Annotated in this window: 11 protein-coding genes, 6 tRNA genes and 1 pseudogene; 12 read left to right on the top strand and 6 right to left on the bottom strand. The window is 55.0% G+C overall.

Translation table 11 applies throughout. The annotated features are described in order from the left end of the window. Positions 1–39: 39 nt before the first annotated feature. The 5 genes and pseudogenes from JEM67_RS06855 to nagE all read right to left on the bottom strand — a co-directional run bounded on the left by JEM67_RS06855 (position 40) and on the right by nagE (position 9,014). Entirely contained in the window at positions 40–2,697 is a 2,658-nt protein-coding gene (locus JEM67_RS06855) for a beta-N-acetylhexosaminidase (protein ID WP_199635508.1), read from the bottom strand. An 18-nt stretch (positions 2,698–2,715) separates the two neighbouring features. Then, positions 2,716–3,042 (bottom strand): annotated as a pseudogene (chiQ, locus tag JEM67_RS06850) (ChiQ/YbfN family lipoprotein). A gap of 48 nt (positions 3,043–3,090) precedes the next feature. Then, positions 3,091–4,494, bottom strand: coding sequence for a chitoporin ChiP (chiP, locus tag JEM67_RS06845; protein ID WP_006324091.1), 1,404 nt, complete (start codon positions 4,492–4,494; stop codon positions 3,091–3,093). A gap of 577 nt (positions 4,495–5,071) precedes the next feature. Then, positions 5,072–6,736, bottom strand: coding sequence for a glutamine--tRNA ligase (gene glnS, locus JEM67_RS06840; protein ID WP_199635509.1), 1,665 nt, complete (start codon positions 6,734–6,736; stop codon positions 5,072–5,074). A gap of 241 nt (positions 6,737–6,977) precedes the next feature. Continuing rightward, positions 6,978–9,014 carry an N-acetylglucosamine-specific PTS transporter subunit IIBC gene (gene nagE / locus JEM67_RS06835; protein ID WP_199635510.1) on the bottom strand — a complete coding sequence of 679 codons (2,037 nt, stop codon included), beginning with the start codon at positions 9,012–9,014 and terminating at the stop codon, positions 6,978–6,980. Between the two features lie 334 nt (positions 9,015–9,348). Here nagE and nagB point away from each other — a divergent pair, with 334 nt between their 5' ends. The 12 genes from nagB (at position 9,349) to JEM67_RS06775 (ending at position 17,800) form a co-directional block, all read left to right on the top strand. After that, entirely contained in the window at positions 9,349–10,149 is an 801-nt protein-coding gene (nagB, locus tag JEM67_RS06830) for a glucosamine-6-phosphate deaminase (protein WP_013811891.1), read from the top strand. 18 nt (positions 10,150–10,167) lie between these two features. Further along, complete coding sequence (gene nagA / locus JEM67_RS06825; protein ID WP_199635511.1) at positions 10,168–11,307, top strand: N-acetylglucosamine-6-phosphate deacetylase; 1,140 nt, start codon at positions 10,168–10,170, stop codon at positions 11,305–11,307. A 27-nt stretch (positions 11,308–11,334) separates the two neighbouring features. Further along, positions 11,335–12,555, top strand: coding sequence for a DNA-binding transcriptional regulator NagC (nagC, locus tag JEM67_RS06820; protein WP_013811889.1), 1,221 nt, complete (start codon positions 11,335–11,337; stop codon positions 12,553–12,555). A 67-nt stretch (positions 12,556–12,622) separates the two neighbouring features. Next, positions 12,623–13,375 carry an HAD-IIA family hydrolase gene (locus JEM67_RS06815; RefSeq protein WP_013811888.1) on the top strand — a complete coding sequence of 251 codons (753 nt, stop codon included), beginning with the start codon at positions 12,623–12,625 and terminating at the stop codon, positions 13,373–13,375. Between the two features lie 201 nt (positions 13,376–13,576). Further along, on the top strand, positions 13,577–15,022 hold the full coding sequence (locus tag JEM67_RS06810) for a carbohydrate-binding protein (protein WP_199635512.1): 1,446 nt from the start codon (positions 13,577–13,579) through the stop codon (positions 15,020–15,022). A gap of 288 nt (positions 15,023–15,310) precedes the next feature. Then, a complete protein-coding gene (asnB, locus tag JEM67_RS06805; protein ID WP_013811886.1) occupies positions 15,311–16,975 on the top strand; it encodes an asparagine synthase B in 1,665 nt (554 codons plus the stop codon). Positions 16,976–17,195: 220 nt separating this feature from the next. Continuing rightward, positions 17,196–17,272, top strand: a tRNA-Met gene (locus JEM67_RS06800). A gap of 8 nt (positions 17,273–17,280) precedes the next feature. Further along, positions 17,281–17,365 (top strand) — tRNA-Leu (locus tag JEM67_RS06795). Positions 17,366–17,394: 29 nt separating this feature from the next. Beyond that, positions 17,395–17,469, top strand: a tRNA-Gln gene (locus tag JEM67_RS06790). Between the two features lie 47 nt (positions 17,470–17,516). Further along, positions 17,517–17,591: transfer RNA gene (locus tag JEM67_RS06785), tRNA-Gln, on the top strand. A 38-nt stretch (positions 17,592–17,629) separates the two neighbouring features. Then, positions 17,630–17,706, top strand: a tRNA-Met gene (locus JEM67_RS06780). A gap of 19 nt (positions 17,707–17,725) precedes the next feature. Beyond that, positions 17,726–17,800: transfer RNA gene (locus tag JEM67_RS06775), tRNA-Gln, on the top strand. A 108-nt stretch (positions 17,801–17,908) separates the two neighbouring features. Here the strand turns inward: JEM67_RS06775 and ubiF are convergent. Next, on the bottom strand, positions 17,909–19,090 hold the full coding sequence (gene ubiF / locus JEM67_RS06770) for a 3-demethoxyubiquinol 3-hydroxylase (RefSeq protein ID WP_199635513.1): 1,182 nt from the start codon (positions 19,088–19,090) through the stop codon (positions 17,909–17,911). Between the last annotated feature and the right edge of the window lie 28 nt (positions 19,091–19,118).

Raw genomic sequence — 19,118 nt, 5'->3', positions numbered from 1 at the left:
AAATGGCCTACCTGCAATCAGACGGGCCAAGGTTAAGCCTTACACTTTCTCTGCGCGGCTATAACGCTTGCCATCCGGGCTTACCGCCCGGATCTGCACTTCGCCGGCTACCGCAGGTTTGGCTGTGGCGTCATAACGCTGCCAATGTTTGCTGCCATCGATGGAATACTCAATGCCCAGGCCCGGCAGCGAGATATTGGCTTCGAGCTTGCCGCCCACTACGCGGGCGCCCGGCACCGGCAAGCGATAGCTCACCCCGCCCTTGTCCAGCTTCGCCAACTCGCGTTGCCCCAGGATATTGGCAAAGCGCAGCCAGTCCTGATCCAGTTTCTTGCCGTCGACAAAGTGAGTTTCCCCGCCTTTATACTCACGCCCCGCCTTGTAATCCTGTTCCCAGCCGGCGCGGTGCCATGCGCGTTCGGCCACAGACAGTGAGCGTGGGAAGATCATGTATTCCATTTGCGGATCGGTGCGTTGGGTTTCACTCCACATCTGCGCTGAGATGCCGTAAGCACCCGGCCACGGCTTATCGCTCTTGGCGGTAAAATGGTTGCCGTCGCGGTCAACCGAGGTTTCGGCGTTCTGCGGCAGGTTGTTCGGCGCGAAACTGAACATTTTCCGTTCGTCGCTGAAGCGAGTCCCCCAGTAGTAGCCGCGCTCGTCCGGGTTCACCTCATACGGGAAGTCCATGTAGACGTAATCCGGGTTGGAAAGGATAACTTCGTAGCCTTTGTTCGCCCAATCGTTCGCGCTATCAAAACCGCCCCAATACAGGGTATCCCAGAAGTTTACCCCAACGCGTTGGGTAGCGAATGCCTTGGCGTCTTTCGCATCTTTCAGGCCATCCTGCCAGGCCTGCATTCTGTCAATGCCGTGCGCCTTCACCAATTGGCTGACTTCCAGCCCGAAGTAGCTTGGCAGGTGCTCCATATCGGCCACTTTGCCTTCTTTAATCATCGCTTGGCACACCTGAGATTTCGCCCAAGGTTTGTCTTCCTTGCTCTGATCGATGATGCCTTTGCCCGCCTCCGGCTTGGTCTGATTGGTATAGCCCACGCCCAGACGAATGTTTTTCGCCTCATCGCCGCCAAAGTGCCAGGTGCGCAGCGGCTGCCCGGCCTCTTTGTGCATCTGGGCAATCTCGCCGATCACCTTGTCGACAAAGCGCTTGGATGAGTCCAGGCACGGATTCAGGTAACTTTGACGGTTAAAGTACTGCACCGAGGTGGTGTTTGAGGTATCGGTCGGGTCCAGCAGACGGAACTCGTCTGCCTCTTTCTCTTTCCCTGCGGCATGCAGCTTTTTGTAACGCGCCTCCATTGAAACCACCGCCGCACGGGCATGCGCCGGCATATCGATTTCCGGGATCACTTCAATCTGGCGCGCCTGGGCATATTTGATAATGTCGATGTAATCCTGGCGCGAGAAGAACCCGCCGTACACGTCAGGCCCCTGACCGTATTGCGGCAGCAGGCAGGTGGTTTCGCTCAGGTCATGACAACGTTGGCCCCCTACGCCGGTCAACTCCGGCAGGCCAGGGATCTCGATGCGCCAGCCTTCGTCATCGCTCAGGTGGAAGTGGAATTTATTGAGTTTGTAAGCCGCCATCTGATCGAGCAAACGCAGCACCGCATCCTTCTGGTGGAAGTTGCGCGCTACGTCGAGGAAAATGCCGCGATACTGGAAGCGCGGTGCATCTTTAGCGTCCAGCGTGGCAATATTGGCGCTGCCGTCTGTCGGGACAAGCGACAAAATAGACTGCAGGCCATAGAACACCCCGGCCTGATCGAAGCCGATGACCCGCGCTTCCTTATTGCCAATCTTCAGCTCATAAGCGCCCGGCACCGCCAGCTCACCTTTAAATTTACCCGGCTGGATATCGGTTTTTATTGGGTAGCCGCCCGCATTATTGGTCACCCCCAGCAGCGCAAAGCGTTCAGCAGCCGCGTCGGCAGCAGGCTTGCTCAACGCGCTCAGTTCAAGCGCCACGCCTTTGCTCAGATCCACATCCTGCGGGTGCACTTTCACTTCCAGCGGCGTCGGCACGATTTGGCCACGCAGCGATGCTGCCGGTAAGGTTTTCAGTTCGGCGTTTTTAGTGAAACGAGAGGCCGGCGTCATCAGGATATTGTTGTCATCCTTGGTGCGCTTCCACTGGTCGCCGGTAAAAGGCGCGACGAACTGATTCAGATCTTCGGTATCGGTATTAACCAGAATTTTTGGCTTGGCATCACCGGAGGTCGCGTACCAGCGCGGCACGAAGTCGGTTTTAAACAGCTGCCAGTATTCCGCAATAATCGGAATTTCCACCGTTTTACCGGCTGGGAACCCGGTAAATTTATCGGTCGGCTCCAGTTTGTACAGATCCCCGGTCAAATAAGAGACAGTAAACTGGTCGTTATCCACTCTCATGGTCTGGCGGGCACTGTGAAAATAAATCACCCAGTCTTGGCCTTTAATGTCCTGATTATCGTTGGTCAGGCTGATCACGACTTTATTGCAGGCCGCCCAGTCGGCGCCCAACTTGCCACAATCCAGGCCGCTGTCGGCCGCACGGTTGTCCACCATCTTTAAATTCAGTTTTAACTGGCTCAGTTGATCCACCAGCTGTTGATCGACCATTGCGTTCCCCACGCAGCCAAACAATCCAACGGTCGCCGTCAGGGCAGCAAGCGCGTTCAATTTAAATTTGTTCATCGTTAACATCATCCTTAATTAATTGTTATTTTGGCGGATCTCTTTCCAAATCTTGCCGCATTTGGCGTCGTAGGCCTGGCCGTTACCGCTGTGGGCTGCCTGAATGCAGCTTTGATAATCCATCACGCGCACCGTTTCCTGTGCGGCAAACTGTTGGTGCTGCTTTTCTTGCCGCAGCACGTTCAGTACCGCCTGGCACGACTGCAGTTTTTCCGGCGAACCTTACGCAGTGTTAATACAGGCGCTGTACGCCTGTTTCAATTTGGTATCTTCCGGCGGTGCGGCGGGCTGCACACAGGCATTCAGCGTGACCACGGCGGCCAACGTCAGCATCATTTTTTTCATCGTTATATTCCCTTTTAAGCATCCCCGGCGTCACCGCCGGGGAAGGCATCAGAAGATGGTGAATGGCGCGATAACCATGAATTTGACGTCTTTCTCATCCTGGAAGATGTTGCCGTAACCGCCGCTCCAGCTTGGGATATTGGTGTGATTGTCGTACTGGGTGTAATGCAGTTTCAGCAAGGTGCCTTTGGCGCGGCCTTCCTGAACGGTGTACATGGCGTCCAGGCTCCAGGCGCTCTCTTTCAGGCGCTGGCTCTGATCGTAGATCGGGTTGGTGCTTGGTTTGGCATCCCAGGCATACACGTAAGAACCGCCCACCGCCATGCCCGGAAGATTCCAGTTGCTCAGGTCGTACATCACGCCGGCATAAACGGCTTTCTCGCCGTTGGCGTTGAAGTCGGAGCGGTTATCCCACCACACGTCGAGGCGGCCGTTGGAGGAGGCGTAGGTTGGCGTCATACGCTGCAGGAAGAAGCCCTGATTGCCTTCGGCTTTCACCATGGTGCCTTCCAGCCGCCAGTTGAACTGACCGGTGGTGTAGCCGAAGGTCAACGCCTGCAGCCAGGCCAGGCCGTCGTAAATGCTGTTAGCATCGTTTTTGTCGCTGATGCGGTCTTCCGCACCGTAGAACTGGTAGCTGGTGGTTAACGGGTTGCCCAACAGATCGAACTTATAAGACGCCTTGGTGAAGTACTGGTTTACATAACCCTGGGCCTGGCCGAACGCCGCTTCCAGCACCAAATCATTTTTGAAGTCATACTTGGCGCCTAATGAGTGCAGGTAGGACACGCCGGTTTTTTTATCGTTTTGGCGGAAGTCGTCCATCTCGATATGCCATGGCGCCTTGTACTTGTTGGTCCACATGTAGGAGAAGCTCAACGCGCCGGCATCGCCGTAGTCAAACTTGGCGCCGGCCTCGGCCCCCTGATAGGTGCCAGGCATAAAACTCCAGTGCGGCGCCAGCAGCGTCTGACCGCTTGGCTGGATATAACCGGCACGCGCCCAAAGCGGGCCGTATTTGAACTTACCGGCCGCTTTATACAGGCTGATGCCGCCTTTGTCGCCGCTGTAGTCTTCATCATAGGTACGGTTTTTCGAGGAAAATGCAATTTCGTTGGGGTGGCCACTGGCACTGGACTCGGCCAGCTCAATGGCGGTGAATGCGCCCACATCCAGACCGAACATATCCCAGGCATAGCCCGAAGCGAAATCCAGGCTCAGGTTAGCCGTCGAGTGCGACAGGTTGGTGGTGTATTTATTGTAATCGTCACTGGTCGGATTGAGATCTTTACGGTCGCGCTCACGTTGCCAGTAATAAATGCCGCCGGTCAGCGTGGAATCATCGACAAACCCTGCGGCTTTCGCCTCAGGGGCCATGGCAAACCCTGTTCCCAACAACGCACCCGCTATAGCGAGCGCCAGCGTTTTACGCTGAGCACCGTGCGTACCCATAATGAAATTCCTCTTTGACTTAACTTTAAAAGTTGCAGCCGCCCGTGTTCACCACTGCCCTGCACGACTGCCAATAAAAACCCAATCGGGTAAAAAAATATTGCGGCGGGGTGAAATCCCCGTAGCACTTATTGCTACAGACAGACTATTTTTCGCGACGCGAATTATCAAATGAAAAATGAGAGAGATTTGTCAAAGTATGACAAAGAGCACATATCGATGAGATATCGTTACGTCGCTATGCAATGAGGGTGTTGAATAAAAAATTCAATAAAATCAGAATAAATACTGATACGAGGTCAATCAGAGACGATTAATGGTTTCAGCTTAATGAAAATCGTCAGCCAGAAAGGAAACTATGAGAGCGCTCTCCAAATGACATTAATTCGCATCACGAATATATAAGACAATATTAACTGAAGGATGCTTTATATCAAGGAATTGATGATGAAAGGCTGTGATGAAAATTTAAAATGAGGTTGATGAGATAAAACATGGACGGAGGGAACAAGGCGGTGAACACCATAAAAAAAGCGCAACCTAAGTTGCGCTTTCATCCATCAGCGGTGTATCACGCTCAGGCGTCGATTTTCGCCCAGGTGTCACGCAAGCCAACGGTGCGGTTAAACACCAGATGCTCAGCCGAAGAGTAACGGCTGTCGGCGCAGAAATAGCCTTCACGTTCAAACTGGTGGGCTTTTTCCGGCTGTGCGGCAGCCAGGCTTGGTTCCACGAAGCCATGCTTGATAACCAGCGACTCCGGGTTGATGGTAGCGAGGAAGTCCTCTGCCGCCGCCGGGTTCGGTACGTTGAACAGGCGATCGTACAAGCGGATTTCCGCCGGCAGCGCATGCGCAGCGGAGACCCAGTGGATCACGCCTTTCACCTTGCGGCCATCGGCAGGATCCTTGCTCAGCGTGTCCGCATCGTAGCTGCAGAAAATGGTGGTGATCTCACCCTCGGCATCCTTCTCAACGCGTTCAGCCTTGATCACATACGCATTGCGCAGACGCACTTCCTTGCCCAGCACCAGACGCTTGTATTGCTTGTTGGCTTCTTCGCGGAAGTCGGCACGATCGATATAAATCTCACTGCTGAACGGCACTTCGCGGCTGCCCATTTCCGGCTTGTTCGGGTGGTTTGGCATGGTGACCATTTCCACACCTTCCGCCCGGTTCTCGATGATCACTTTCACCGGATCCAGCACGGCCATCGCACGCGGCGCGTTCTCGTTCAGATCCTCACGAATGCAAGCCTCCAGCGCCACCATTTCAACGTTGTTATCCTGCTTGGTCACACCGATGCGCTGGCAGAACTCACGGATTGAAGCCGCGGTATAACCACGGCGACGCAGACCGGACACGGTCGGCATACGCGGGTCATCCCAGCCTTCAACGATGTTCTCGGCCACCAACTGGTTCAGCTTGCGCTTCGACATGATGGCGTACTCAAGATTGAGGCGCGAGAACTCGTACTGACGCGGATGGCAAGGGATGGTGATGTTATCCAGCACCCAGTCATACAGACGGCGGTTGTCCTGGAACTCCAGCGTACACAGCGAATGGGTGATCCCTTCCAGCGCATCGGAAATGCAGTGGGTGAAATCGTACATCGGGTAGATGCACCACTTGTTGCCGGTCTGATGGTGTTCTGCAAATTTAATACGGTACAGCACAGGATCGCGCATCACGATGAACGGTGAAGCCATGTCAATTTTGGCTCGCAGGCAGGCAGCGCCTTCGGCAAACTCACCCTTGCGCATTTTCTCAAACAGCGCCAGATTCTCTTCCACGCTGCGGCCGCGATACGGGCTGTCTTTGCCAGGGGCAGTCAGGCTGCCGCGATATTCGCGGATCTGCTCAGGCGACAGTTCGTCGACATAGGCCAGACCTTTGTTGATCAGCTCAACCGCATAGTGGTGCAACTGATCGAAGTAATCCGAGGAGTAACGGACATTGCCGCTCCACTCAAAGCCCAGCCACTCCACGTCGTGCTTGATTGACTCAACGAATTCGATGTCTTCTTTTACCGGGTTGGTATCATCGAAACGCAGGTTGCACTGGCCCTGGTAATCCTGGGCGATGCCGAAGTTCAGGCAGATGGATTTGGCATGGCCGATATGCAGATAGCCATTTGGCTCTGGCGGGAAACGGGTATGTACCGACGCGTGTTTCCCTGACGCCAGATCTTCATCAACGATCTGACGGATAAAATTGGTTGGGCGGGCTTCAGCCTCACTCATTTGACTATTCCTCAATGCAAAGCGCTACACATAACCGCCTATGATCCAACAAGCCACGCCCGGAAACAACCGTTTGTTTCACGAAAAATGCGCCGCGCTGCACCGCAATAGACCACAGCACCACAACGGGGCAAATTGCGCCCATAAAAAAGCGGGAAGAGATCGCTCTCTTCCCGCCAAAGGTAGGGTGTGCTCCGTCATGACTCGTTAAACACCCTGGGTACTACTCAGGTAAAACACTTTACTTCTGGATGTCGAACAGCTTGGTCTGGCCGGCCACCACGGAACCGGTCGCCAGCACCGCCAGACCTGCGTAGTCGTCAGAGTTGCTGACCACCACCGGGCTTATCATCGAACGGGCATTGGCGTTCAGGTAGTCCAGATCCAGCTCAAGAATCGGCTGGCCGGCTTTCACCTCAGCGCCCTCTTCTACCAGACGTTTGAAGCCCTGACCGTTCAGCGCTACGGTATCGATACCCATGTGCACCACGATCTCCGCGCCCTTGTCGGTTTCCAGACAGAAAGCGTGGTTGGTGTTGAAGATTTTCACGATAGTGCCGTCCGCCGGCGCTACCACGGTTTTGTCGGTCGGGCGGATAGCCACGCCGTCGCCCACCGCTTTGCTGGCAAAGGCTTCATCAGGAACCTGATCCAACAACACCACTTCACCGGTTACCGGTGCCACCAGCGTCTCAAAAGCCACCTTCGGCGCATTAGGCACTGCTTGCGGCTTGGCTTCAGCAACAGGCGCGGCAGCCGGCGCTACAGTGGCAGCTATCGGACCTGCGGCGACCACGTTGCGCATGGCGCTGGCAATCAGCTCCGCACGGGTGCCGACAATCACTTGCACACTTTGTTTGTTCAGGCGGATCACCCCGGAAGCACCCAGACGTTTCGCCACCGCGTCGTTCACCAGCGCAGAGTCTTTCACGTTAAGACGCAGACGGGTGATACAAGCGTCGATGCCGGTCAGGTTGTCAGAACCGCCGATGGCGCCCACGTAACGGCGTGCCAGGGTAGTGGTTTCGTTTTCGTCTTTACCGCCGTCGGTACCGACGTTGACGTCATAACCGTCGGTTTCGTCACCGGCAACCGCCAGTTCGCGCCCTGGGGTCATCAGGTTGAACTTGTTGATGGTGAAGCGGAACACCACGTAGTAAATGGCGAAGAACACCAGGCCCTGCGGGATCAGCATGTACCAGTGGGTCGCCAATGGGTTACGTGACGACAGCACCATATCCACCAGACCGGCGCTGAAGCCGAAACCGGCAATCCAGTGCATGCTGGCGGCGATGTATACCGAAATACCGGTCAGTATCGCGTGGATCACATACAACACTGGAGCCACGAACATGAAGGAGAATTCCAGCGGTTCGGTGATCCCGGTGAAGAAGGCGGCAAAGGCGCCCGCCATCATGATACCCAGCACTTTGGCTTTGTTTTCCGGACGTGCACAGTGATAGATAGCCAGCGCCGCACCCGGCAGACCGAACATCATGATAGGGAAGAAGCCCGCCTGATAACGGCCGGTGATGCCGACAACCGCTTTACCGGATTCGATAGACTGCTGGCCGCCAAGGAAGTTAGGGATGTCGTTAATGCCGGCTACGTCGAACCAGAACACCGAGTTCAACGCATGATGCAGGCCGACCGGGATCAGCAGACGGTTAAAGAACGCATAAATACCTGCACCGGCGGAGCCCAACTTCTGAATGTGTTCACCGAAGTTAACCAGGCCACCGAAGATCATCGGCCAGAGATACATCAGGATGAAGGCCACCAGGATCATCAGGAAGGAGATCAGGATAGGCACCAGACGGCGGCCGCTGAAGAACGACAGCGCCTTCGGCAGCTCAACGCTGCTAAAGCGGTTGTAGACTTCGGCGGAGATGATACCCACCAGAATACCGACGAACTGGTTCTCAATCTTGCCAAACGCGGCAGGCACCTGGTCGAGGGGAATTTTCTGAATCATCGACACGGCGGCCGGTGAACACAGGGTGGTTAATACCAGGAAGCCGACAAAGCCGGTCAGCGCAGCGGCGCCGTCCTTGTCTTTGGACATGCCGTAAGCCACACCGACGGCGAACAGCACCGACATGTGTTCGATAATGGCAGAACCGGATTTAATAAAGAAAGCAGCGAGAGCGTTGGAGGCGCCCCAACCAGTAGGGTCAATCCAATACCCAACGCCCATCAAGATCGCGGCGGCGGGCAGCGTGGCGACCGGCACCATCAAGGCGCGGCCCACTTTTTGCAAATAACTAAGAATGTTCACCTTTTCCCCCTATGTTGTCCGCGGACGGACCCTATTAGTAGTTTATTTAACTCTCTCACTACCTTTTAGAAATAACGCATGGCACGTATCACTCATGCGGAGTGTAAAAAAATTATTTCGTATCGCAAATTAAAAGCTCCTTTTTTGTGATTTATATCACCAAAAAGTAGTCTTAAGCTGCCACATTGCTAGCCATCACACAAAACTTATTTTATCATTCGAAAAATCATCGGGACTGACGCTTCACGTGAGAATCATAAAGTTGGATTACGCTTAGACTCTTATTCAGGCCCGTACAGTATAGCTTTAGTTTACTTACCCAAAGAGGTGTTAGATGAGACTTATCCCACTGAAAGATACCGCACAAGTCGGCAAATGGGCCGCCCGCCATATCGTCCAGCGCATCAACGCATTCAAGCCCACTGCGGAGCGTCCCTTTGTGCTCGGCCTGCCAACCGGCGGTACTCCGCTCGAAGCCTACAAACATCTGATTGCGATGCACAAAGCAGGTGAAGTAAGCTTTAAGCATGTTGTGACTTTCAACATGGATGAATACGTTGGCCTGCCGCAGGAGCACCCGGAAAGCTATCATACCTTCATGTACCGTAATTTCTTTGATCACGTTGATATTCCAAGTGAAAACATCAACCTGCTAAATGGCAATGCACCGGACGTTGACGTCGAATGCCGTAAGTACGAAGAAAAAATCAAATCTTACGGTAAAATCCACCTGTTTATGGGCGGCGTCGGCGTTGACGGTCATATCGCGTTTAACGAGCCAGCTTCATCACTGGCGTCGCGTACCCGCATCAAAACGCTGACTGAAGATACCCGCATCGCCAACTCTCGCTTCTTCGGCGGGGATGTTAGCCTGGTGCCGAAATACGCGCTGACCGTGGGCGTGGGTACGTTGCTTGACGCAGAAGAAGTGATGATCCTGGTGACCGGCCATGCCAAGGCACAGGCGTTGGAAGCCGCAGTGGAAGGCAATATCAACCATATGTGGACCATCAGTTGCCTGCAGCTGCACGCCAAGGCGGTTGTGGTGTGCGATGAACCTTCCACCATGGAACTGAAAGTCAAAACCGTTAAATACTTCCGCGAATTAGAAGCGGAAAGCGTTAAGAGTCTTTAATTTTTACAGGGGGCTACGATGTTCGCTTTAACCCAATGCCGGATTTTCACCGGCCACGACGTGCTTGACGACCATGCGGTAATCATCGCTGATGGACTGATTGAACGAGTCTGTCCGCTGGCTGAACTGCCGGCCGGCATGGAAACGCGCGATCTGGGTGGCGCTATCCTGGCCCCCGGATTGATCGACGTGCAGCTTAACGGCTGTGGCGGCGTACAATTTAACGATTCGCTGGAGGCCATTTCGGAAGAAACGCTGGAGATCATGCAGCGCGCCAACGAAAAATCCGGCTGCACCAGCTATCTGCCGACGCTGATCACCAGCAGCGACGAGTTTATGAAGCACAGCATCGAGGTGATGCGTACTTATCTGAAAAAACACCCGAATCAGGCGCTGGGTCTGCATCTGGAAGGGCCGTACCTCAGCCCGCTGAAAAAAGGCACCCACAACCCGGCGTTTATCCGCAAACCGACCAGCGAGATGATCGATTATCTGTGCGCCAACGCCGATGTGATCACCAAAGTCACGCTGGCACCGGAGATGGTGGAGCCGCACTTTATCAAACAGCTGACCGCGGCGGGCATCGTGGTCTCCGCCGGCCACTCGAACGCCACCTACGATCAAGCCCGCACCGGCTTTGCCGCCGGCGTCACCTTCGCGACCCATCTGTATAACGCCATGCCGTATATCACCGGGCGCGAACCAGGGCTGATGGGGGCGATTTTCGATACGCCTGAAGTGTATACCGGCATCATTGCCGACGGGCATCACGTGGCCTGGGCGAGTATCCGTAACGCCAAGCGCATGAAAGGTGATAAATTGGTGCTGGTCACCGATGCCACCGCCCCGGCGGGCGCAGAGATTGACCAATTTATTTTTGCCGGTAAAACAATATACTATCGCGACGGGCTGTGCGTGGATGAGAACGGCACCCTGAGCGGCTCTGCGCTAACCATGATCGACGCGGTGAAAAATAGCGTAGAACATGTCGGCATTGCGCTGGACGAAGCGCTGCGGATGGCAACGTTGTATCCGGCGCGCGCCATCGGCGTAGACCACCTGTTAGGCACAATCGAAGCCGGCAAGGTGGCAAACCTGACCGCATTTACCCGTGATTTTAATATCACCAAAACGCTCGTTAACGGTAACGAGGTTTAACTTAATGAACAGCGAGTAAAATTATTGATGAGTACTGGCGGACAGGCACAAATAGGGAACGTTGACTTAGTCAAGCAACTCAACGGCGCAGCAGTGTACCGCCTGATCGACCAGCAGGGTCCGATCTCGCGCATTCAGATAGCCGAACTCAGCCAGCTAGCGCCCGCCAGTGTCACCAAGATTACTCGCCAGCTGTTGGAGCGCGGGCTGATCAAGGAAGTCGATCAGCAAGCCTCCACCGGCGGCCGTCGCGCCATTTCCATTGTCTCCGAAACTCGGCACTTCCACACCGTGGCGGTGCGTCTTGGGCGTCACGACGCCACCATCACCCTGTACGACATGAGCGGAAAATCGCTCGGTGAAGAACACTACCCGCTGCCGGAACGTACCCAGGAGACGCTGGAAAATGCGCTGTTCAACGCCATTGCGCAGTTTATCGAAAGCTACCAACGCAAGCTGCGCGAACTGATCGCCATCGCGGTGATCCTGCCGGGCCTGGTTGATCCTGCGCTGGGGGTGGTGCGCTATATGCCGCACATCAGCGTCAACCACTGGCCGTTGGTAGATAACCTGCAGCAACGTTTCAACGTCACCAGCTTTGTCGGGCACGATATCCGCAGCCTGGCGCTGGCGGAGCATTATTTTGGCGCCACCCGTGACTGCGAAGACTCTATTCTGGTCCGTCTGCACCGGGGGACCGGTGCCGGCATTATCGTCAATGGCCAGATTTTCCTCGGCAATAACGGCAACGTCGGTGAAATCGGGCACATTCAGATCGATCCCTTGGGCGAACGCTGCCACTGCGGCAACTTCGGCTGCCTGGAAACCGTGGCCGCCAACGCCGCGATTGAACACCGCGTGCGCCATTTGCTGACCCAAGGTTATCCAAGCAAGCTGACGCTCGACGATTGCAGCATCACCGCCATCTGCAAAGCCGCCAACCGTGGCGATCTGCTGGCCAGCGAAGTGATCGAACACGTTGGCCGCTACCTCGGCAAAGCGGTGGCTATCGCCATTAACCTGTTTAATCCGCAAAAAGTGGTGATCGCCGGGGAAATTACCGAAGCCGAAAAAGTGCTGCTGCCGGCGATCCAAAGCTGCATCAATACTCAGGTACTGAAGGACTTCCGCAAAAATCTGCCGGTGGTCACTTCCGAACTCAATCATCGCTCGGCGATCGGCGCTTTCGCCCTGGCCAAGCGGGCGATGCTCAACGGCGTGCTATTGCAGCGATTGCTGGAAAGTTGAACCGCCGCTTCAGGCAGGTGTGCATCTTCGCTTTTTTGCCTGCCGTAAATCATGAGAAACAGCAACGATGACAATCAAGAACGTTATATGTGATATCGATGGCGTGCTGCTGCATGACAACACGCCGGTTCCCGGTGCCGATCTTTTTCTGGCGCGCATTCAGGAACAGGGCATGCCGCTGGTGGTGCTGACCAACTACCCGTCGCAGACCGCGCAGGACCTGGCGAACCGCTTTGCCGCCGCCGGGCTGGAAGTGCCTGAGAACGCGTTTTATACCTCCGCGATGGCCACCGCCGATTTTCTGCGCCGCCAGGAAGGCAAAAAAGCCTACGTGGTCGGTGAAGGCGCGTTGATTCACGAACTGTATAAGGCCGGTTTTACCATTACCGACATCAACCCGGACTTCGTGATTGTCGGCGAAACCCGCTCCTACAACTGGGATATGATGCACAAGGCCGCCTACTTCGTGAACAACGGTGCGCGCTTTATCGCCACCAACCCGGATAGCCATGGTCATGGTTTCACGCCGGCCTGTGGTGCGCTGTGCGCGCCTATCGAAAAGATCACCGGCCGCAAGCCGTTTTACGTCGGCAAGCCAAGCCCGTGGATCATTCGCGCTGCGCTGAACAAGATGCAGGCGCACTCGGAAGAAACGGTGATCGTGGGCGACAACCTGCGCACCGACATTCTGGCGGGATTCCAGGCGGGTCTGGAAACCGTGCTGGTGCTGTCCGGCGTCTCGACGCTTAACGATGTCGAAACCATGCCGTTCCGTCCGAGCTATATTTTCCCCTCCGTAGCCGACATCACTATTTTTTAATGCCTGCGGCGGCCTCAATGGCCGCCTCTGCCCCATTACCTCAATAATAAAACCTTCGCCAGCGTGAATTTAATTTATTCATGAGCGCAAAAGGTTTCAGCCTGCCCTCGTTAAAAATCCGCACTATATATTTACACCCCGCCAATCACTGAATTGCCGGCGAGTGAAAATACCCTTACTCAAAAAGATAACGAGGCCACAATGAGCACGAATAACATTATCAACGTACAAGCCGCAGACGCTGCTGCCGCAATGCCAGACCTGACCGGTAAAAAAATCCTGATGGGTTTTTGGCATAACTGGCTCGCCGGCGCCAGCGATGGTTACAAGCAAGGCAAATTCGTCAATATGGACCTGACCGATATTCCGCCTGAATATAATGTGGTGGCGGTCGCCTTTATGAAGGGGGAAGGCATTCCTACCTTCAAGCCTTACAACCTGTCCGACGCCGAGTTCCGCCGCCAGGTTGGCGTGCTGAACAGTCAGGGCCGGGCGGTGCTGATTTCACTGGGCGGCGCAGACGCGCACATCGAGTTGAAAACCGGCGATGAAGATAAGCTGAAAGATGAAATTATTCGTCTGGTAGAAACCTATGGCTTTGATGGCCTGGATATTGACCTGGAGCAAGCGGCGATTGGCGCAGCCAATAATAAAACCGTATTGCCCGCCGCGCTGAAAAAAGTTAAGGATTATTATGCCGCACAAGGCAAAAAATTCATTATCAGCATGGCGCCGGAATTCCCTTATTTGCGTACCAACGGCAGCTATCTGGATTATATTACCGCGCTCGAAGGCTATTATGACTTTATCGCGCCGCAGTTTTATAACCAAGGTGGCGATGGTATTTGGGTTGACGAACTCAATGCCTGGATCACCCAGGTTGACGATGCCAAAAAAGAAGAGTTTCTTTATTACCTGACCGAAAGCCTGGTTACCGGCACTCGCGGTTATACCAAGATCCCGGCGGCCAAGTTTGTGATCGGCCTGCCAAGTAACGTGGACGCAGCAGGAAGCGGCTATGTGATCAATCCGCAGGCGGTGTTCAACGCTTTCAAACGTCTGGATGCCAAAGGGCTGTCGATCAAGGGGCTGATGACCTGGTCAGTCAACTGGGACAACGGCAAAAGCAGCGCCGGCGTTGCCTATAACTGGGAATTCAAAACGCGCTATGCGCCGTTGATCCAGGGCGGCGTCACCCCGCCGCAGCCGGGAAAGCCTGATGCACCCACGGTGCTGACAGCCTCGGAACTGGCAGCTACCTCGCTGACACTGAGCTGGCGCGCTGCAACCGGCACCGCGCCGATAGCCAGTTACAGCGTTTACCGCAACGGCAACGCCATCGGCCAGACCGGCGGCCTTTCGCTGCAGGACAGCGGTCTGACCCCATCCACTCAATACAGCTATTTTGTCACCGCAACCGACAACCAGGGAAATACCTCGCTGCCAAGCAGCGCGCTGGCGGTGAAAACCGCCGACGGCGGTACACCGCCTGAACCGGGCGTGACCGAGTGGCAGAGCAACCACAACTACAAGGTGGGCGATATAGTGACCTATAAAGGCAAAAAATACGCCTGCCTCCAGGCACACACCTCGAATCCCGGTTGGACGCCGGATGCCGCCTTCACCCTGTGGCAGTTGACCGCCTGATAGTCGGCAACGAGTCGCCGGTAAAATTGGCCGGCGACTCACTCATCCACCAAAAAAATGAACATTCTCTAATTAAAAACGATAAAAACTGAACATCCGCTAAAAATCGACATACCCCAAACAACTATTTTTCTGCGTAACGCTAAAACGCTTGCATCCCCTGCCGGTTTTGACGCATTTTCATAAACACAACGCAGCAAAACCGCGTCATCACTGATGAACCGGCCGCGCCGCCCATAACAGCAAATCAACATCACAGTCTAAAAAAGTCGTTAGGAGAGTCGTTATATGTGTTCTATTTTCGGTGTGCTCGATCTGAAGTCCGATCCCGTTGAACTGCGTAAGAAAGCGCTGGAGCTGTCTCGTCTGATGCGCCACCGCGGCCCGGACTGGTCCGGCGTTTACGCCAGCGATAAAGCCATTCTGGTGCATGAGCGCCTGTCGATTGTCGACGTCAACAATGGCGCCCAACCGCTGTACAACGCTGCGCACACCCACGTTTTGGCCGTAAACGGTGAGATCTATAACCACCAGTCACTGCGTCAAGAACTGGGCGAGCGCTACGAGTTCCAGACCGCTTCCGACTGTGAAGTGATCCTGGCGCTGTATCAGGAAAAAGGCATCGATTTCCTCGACGATTTGCAGGGCATGTTCGCCTTCGCCCTTTATGATTCAGAGAAGGACGCTTACCTGATTGGCCGCGATCACTTGGGCATTATCCCGCTCTACATGGGCCATGACGAATTCGGCAACCTGTATGTCGCCTCCGAAATGAAAGCGCTGGTGCCGGTCTGCCGCACCATCAAAGAATTCCCGGCGGGCAGCTATCTGTGGAGCCAGGACGGTGAGATCCGCGAATATTACCAGCGCGACTGGTTCGACTACGACAATGTCAAAGACAACGTGACCGATGCCAACGCATTGCGCAACGCGCTGGAAGATTCGGTGAAAAGCCACCTGATGTCCGACGTGCCGTACGGCGTACTGCTGTCTGGCGGCCTGGATTCTTCCGTGATCTCCGCCATTACCAAAAAATACGCCGCACGCCGTGTGGAAGATCAAGAGCGCAGCGAAGCCTGGTGGCCACAACTGCACTCCTTCGCCGTCGGCCTGGAAGGTTCACCGGATCTGCGCGCCGCGCAGGAAGTGGCCAACCATTTGGGCACCGTGCACCATGAAATTCATTTCACCGTACAGGAAGGCCTGGATGCCATCCGCGACGTGATTTATCACATCGAAACCTACGACGTCACCACCATTCGCGCCTCCACGCCAATGTACCTGATGTCGCGTAAAATCAAAGCGATGGGCATCAAGATGGTGCTGTCCGGCGAAGGTGCGGACGAAGTATTCGGCGGTTATCTGTACTTCCATAAGGCGCCGGATGCGCGTGAGTTCCACGACGAGACCGTGCGTAAGCTGCTGGCGCTGCATATGTTTGACTGCGCACGCGCCAACAAGGCGATGTCCGCCTGGGGCGTGGAAGCCCGCGTACCCTTCCTGGATAAAAAATTCCTCGACGTGGCGATGCGCATCAACCCGAAAGATAAAATGTGCGGTAACGGCAAAATGGAAAAACACATCCTGCGCGAGTGTTTTGAATCCTATCTGCCGGCCAGCGTGGCCTGGCGCCAGAAAGAACAGTTCTCCGACGGCGTGGGCTACAGCTGGATCGACACGCTGAAAGAAGTCGCAGCGAAGCAAATCAGCGATCAACAGCTCGAAACCGCACGTTTCCGTTTCCCGTACAACACGCCGAGCTCAAAAGAAGGCTACCTGTATCGCGAAATCTTCGAGGAGCTGTTCCCACTGCCAAGCGCGGCCGAATGCGTACCTGGCGGCCCGTCAGTGGCTTGCTCTTCAGCGAAAGCCATCGAATGGGATGAATCCTTCAAAAAGATGGACGATCCTTCTGGTCGTGCAGTCGGCGTTCACCAGGCCGCCTATAAATAATCACTGTGAGTTTTATACCCAAGGCGGGCCTTCTGGCCCGCCTTTTTGTTGATGTTTTCAACCATTAATTGCCGGAATTGATGATTTTATCGCCATACTGTTCACAACCCAGACAAACGACGCATCCGGTCGCTTTTTCGGGAAAAAAATTGTTGACGCAAAACGGCCATATACGCATAATGCGCCCCGCAACGCCGATGAAGGTTGCGCGAAAAAAGATGGCTACGTAGCTCAGCTGGTTAGAGCACATCACTCATAATGATGGGGTCACAGGTTCAAATCCCGTCGTAGCCACCATCTTTTTTGCGGGAGTGGCGAAATTGGTAGACGCACTAGATTTAGGTTCTAGCGCCGCAAGGTGTGCGAGTTCAAGTCTCGCCTCCCGCACCATTTCTTTTCATCGAGTTGCAGGCATCAGATGGGGTATCGCCAAGCGGTAAGGCACTGGTTTTTGATACCAGCATTCCCTGGTTCGAATCCAGGTACCCCAGCCATTTTTTAAATGGTTTGATGCAGTAAGAAGAGGTTGAAAATTTGTTGATGGGGTATCGCCAAGCGGTAAGGCACTGGTTTTTGATACCAGCATTCCCTGGTTCGAATCCAGGTACCCCAGCCATCAACACTGTTGACTTTTAAGGTAAAATATCGAAAAATGGCTACGTAGCTCAGCTGGTTAGAGCACATCACTCATAATGATGGGGTCACAGGTTCAAATCCCGTCGTAGCCACCATATTTTACTGTTATACCATTGGGGTGTCGCCAAGCGGTAAGGCTCTGGTTTCTGATACCAGCATACCCAGGTTCGAATCCTGGCACCCCAGCCACATTTAGAAAAGCCCGCTTCGGCGGGCTTTTTGCTATACTGCGTTCGTTGAAATCTCGTTAATGCGGGCGCAGCCTGTTGCGCCCGTACCAAGAAAATACCCCCTCGGCTACAGCCCCAATGCGTATTTCAGCGCATGTTCCTTCAGTTTGCCTGCCCGCTGGGCCGCCATCAGCGCAACATTACGCACCACGCTCAACGGTGCCAAATTATTGCTGAACGCGGTATAAAACAGATCCATGCCGCTTTGCATCAGCAGGTTATCGGTACGACGACGGCGCTGGTAGCGCATCAGGACCACTTCACTGCTCCAGTCCTCACCCTGCTCCCGGGCATCACTCAGTACCGCCAGCAACGCTTCCACATCGCGATAGCCCAGGTTCACCCCCTGCCCCGCTAACGGGTTGATGGTGTGTGCTGCATCACCGAGCAACGCCAACCCCGGAAGTACATAGCGCTGTGCGTGGCGGCGCACCAGCGGAAAGGCCCCGGCGGCATGTACTTTTACCGCTCCCAGGCGCGCCGGAAATGCTTCGGCAATTTCCCTCTCAAGCTGCGCCGGCGGCATCGCTTGCAACTGGCGGATGCGTTGCGGGCTGTCATACCACACCAGAGAAGCCCATTGATCATACAACGGCAGGAAAGCGCGCGGCCCGGAAGGGAAAAACTGCTGCCAGGTCACATCCTGTTGCGGCGCGCCGGTATCTACGGTGATCAACATGCAGGACTGGCGATATTGCCAACCGCTGGTACCGATGGCCGCCAAATTACGCACCTGCGAATTCGCACCGTCGGCACCCACCACCAACCGCGCCTGCAGCCTCTCAGAAGAGTCCAGCTCCAATTGCCAGTGGTGACCTTCCCGTTGCAGAGAACGCAGCCTGGCGGGGCAACAGAGTGTCAAATTGTCGCACTGTTCCATTTGCTGCCACAGCGCCAATTGCAAAATCCGATTTTCCACCATAAAGCCCAGTTCAGGCAGCCCCAGCGAAGCCGCGTCAAACGCCACGCGTGAAGACGCCCATTCCCAGGTTTCCAATCGGCGATACGGTGCCACGCGCATACCCGCCACCGCTTGCCAGACGCCAAGCTGCTTGAGCACCCCTACCGAAGTGCAGCCAATGGCTGAAATACGCAGATCCGGCGGGCTTTGGGCATCGAATGCCTGCGGCGGCTGATGTTCCAGCAACGCCACCGACCAACCGGCCTGCGCCAATCCCAGCGCCGCCGCCGCGCCGACCATCCCGCCGCCTACCACTACGGCGTCATACCTTTTTTGAGATGTGTTCATTTTGGCCATGTTTTCTTAGTGAATTATC

This window comes from Serratia sp. PAMC26656 (genome assembly GCF_016469055.2).
Taxonomy (GTDB): Bacteria; Pseudomonadota; Gammaproteobacteria; order Enterobacterales; family Enterobacteriaceae; genus Serratia; species Serratia plymuthica.
Note: the sequence above shows the minus strand (reverse complement) of the source record. Positions and strands in the feature narration are given on the sequence as shown.

What these genes read in the sequence shown, in the direction of transcription:
- JEM67_RS06855 (WP_199635508.1), bottom strand. Translation starts at nt 2,697, where the DNA reads ATGAACAAATTTAAATTGAACGCGCTTGCTGCCCTGACGGCGACCGTT.
- chiP (WP_006324091.1), bottom strand. Translation starts at nt 4,494, where the DNA reads ATGGGTACGCACGGTGCTCAGCGTAAAACGCTGGCGCTCGCTATAGCG.
- glnS (WP_199635509.1), bottom strand. Translation starts at nt 6,736, where the DNA reads ATGAGTGAGGCTGAAGCCCGCCCAACCAATTTTATCCGTCAGATCGTT.
- nagB (WP_013811891.1), top strand. Translation starts at nt 9,349, where the DNA reads ATGAGACTTATCCCACTGAAAGATACCGCACAAGTCGGCAAATGGGCC.
- nagA (WP_199635511.1), top strand. Translation starts at nt 10,168, where the DNA reads ATGTTCGCTTTAACCCAATGCCGGATTTTCACCGGCCACGACGTGCTT.
- nagC (WP_013811889.1), top strand. Translation starts at nt 11,335, where the DNA reads ATGAGTACTGGCGGACAGGCACAAATAGGGAACGTTGACTTAGTCAAG.
- JEM67_RS06815 (WP_013811888.1), top strand. Translation starts at nt 12,623, where the DNA reads ATGACAATCAAGAACGTTATATGTGATATCGATGGCGTGCTGCTGCAT.
- JEM67_RS06810 (WP_199635512.1), top strand. Translation starts at nt 13,577, where the DNA reads ATGAGCACGAATAACATTATCAACGTACAAGCCGCAGACGCTGCTGCC.
- asnB (WP_013811886.1), top strand. Translation starts at nt 15,311, where the DNA reads ATGTGTTCTATTTTCGGTGTGCTCGATCTGAAGTCCGATCCCGTTGAA.
- ubiF (WP_199635513.1), bottom strand. Translation starts at nt 19,090, where the DNA reads ATGAACACATCTCAAAAAAGGTATGACGCCGTAGTGGTAGGCGGCGGG.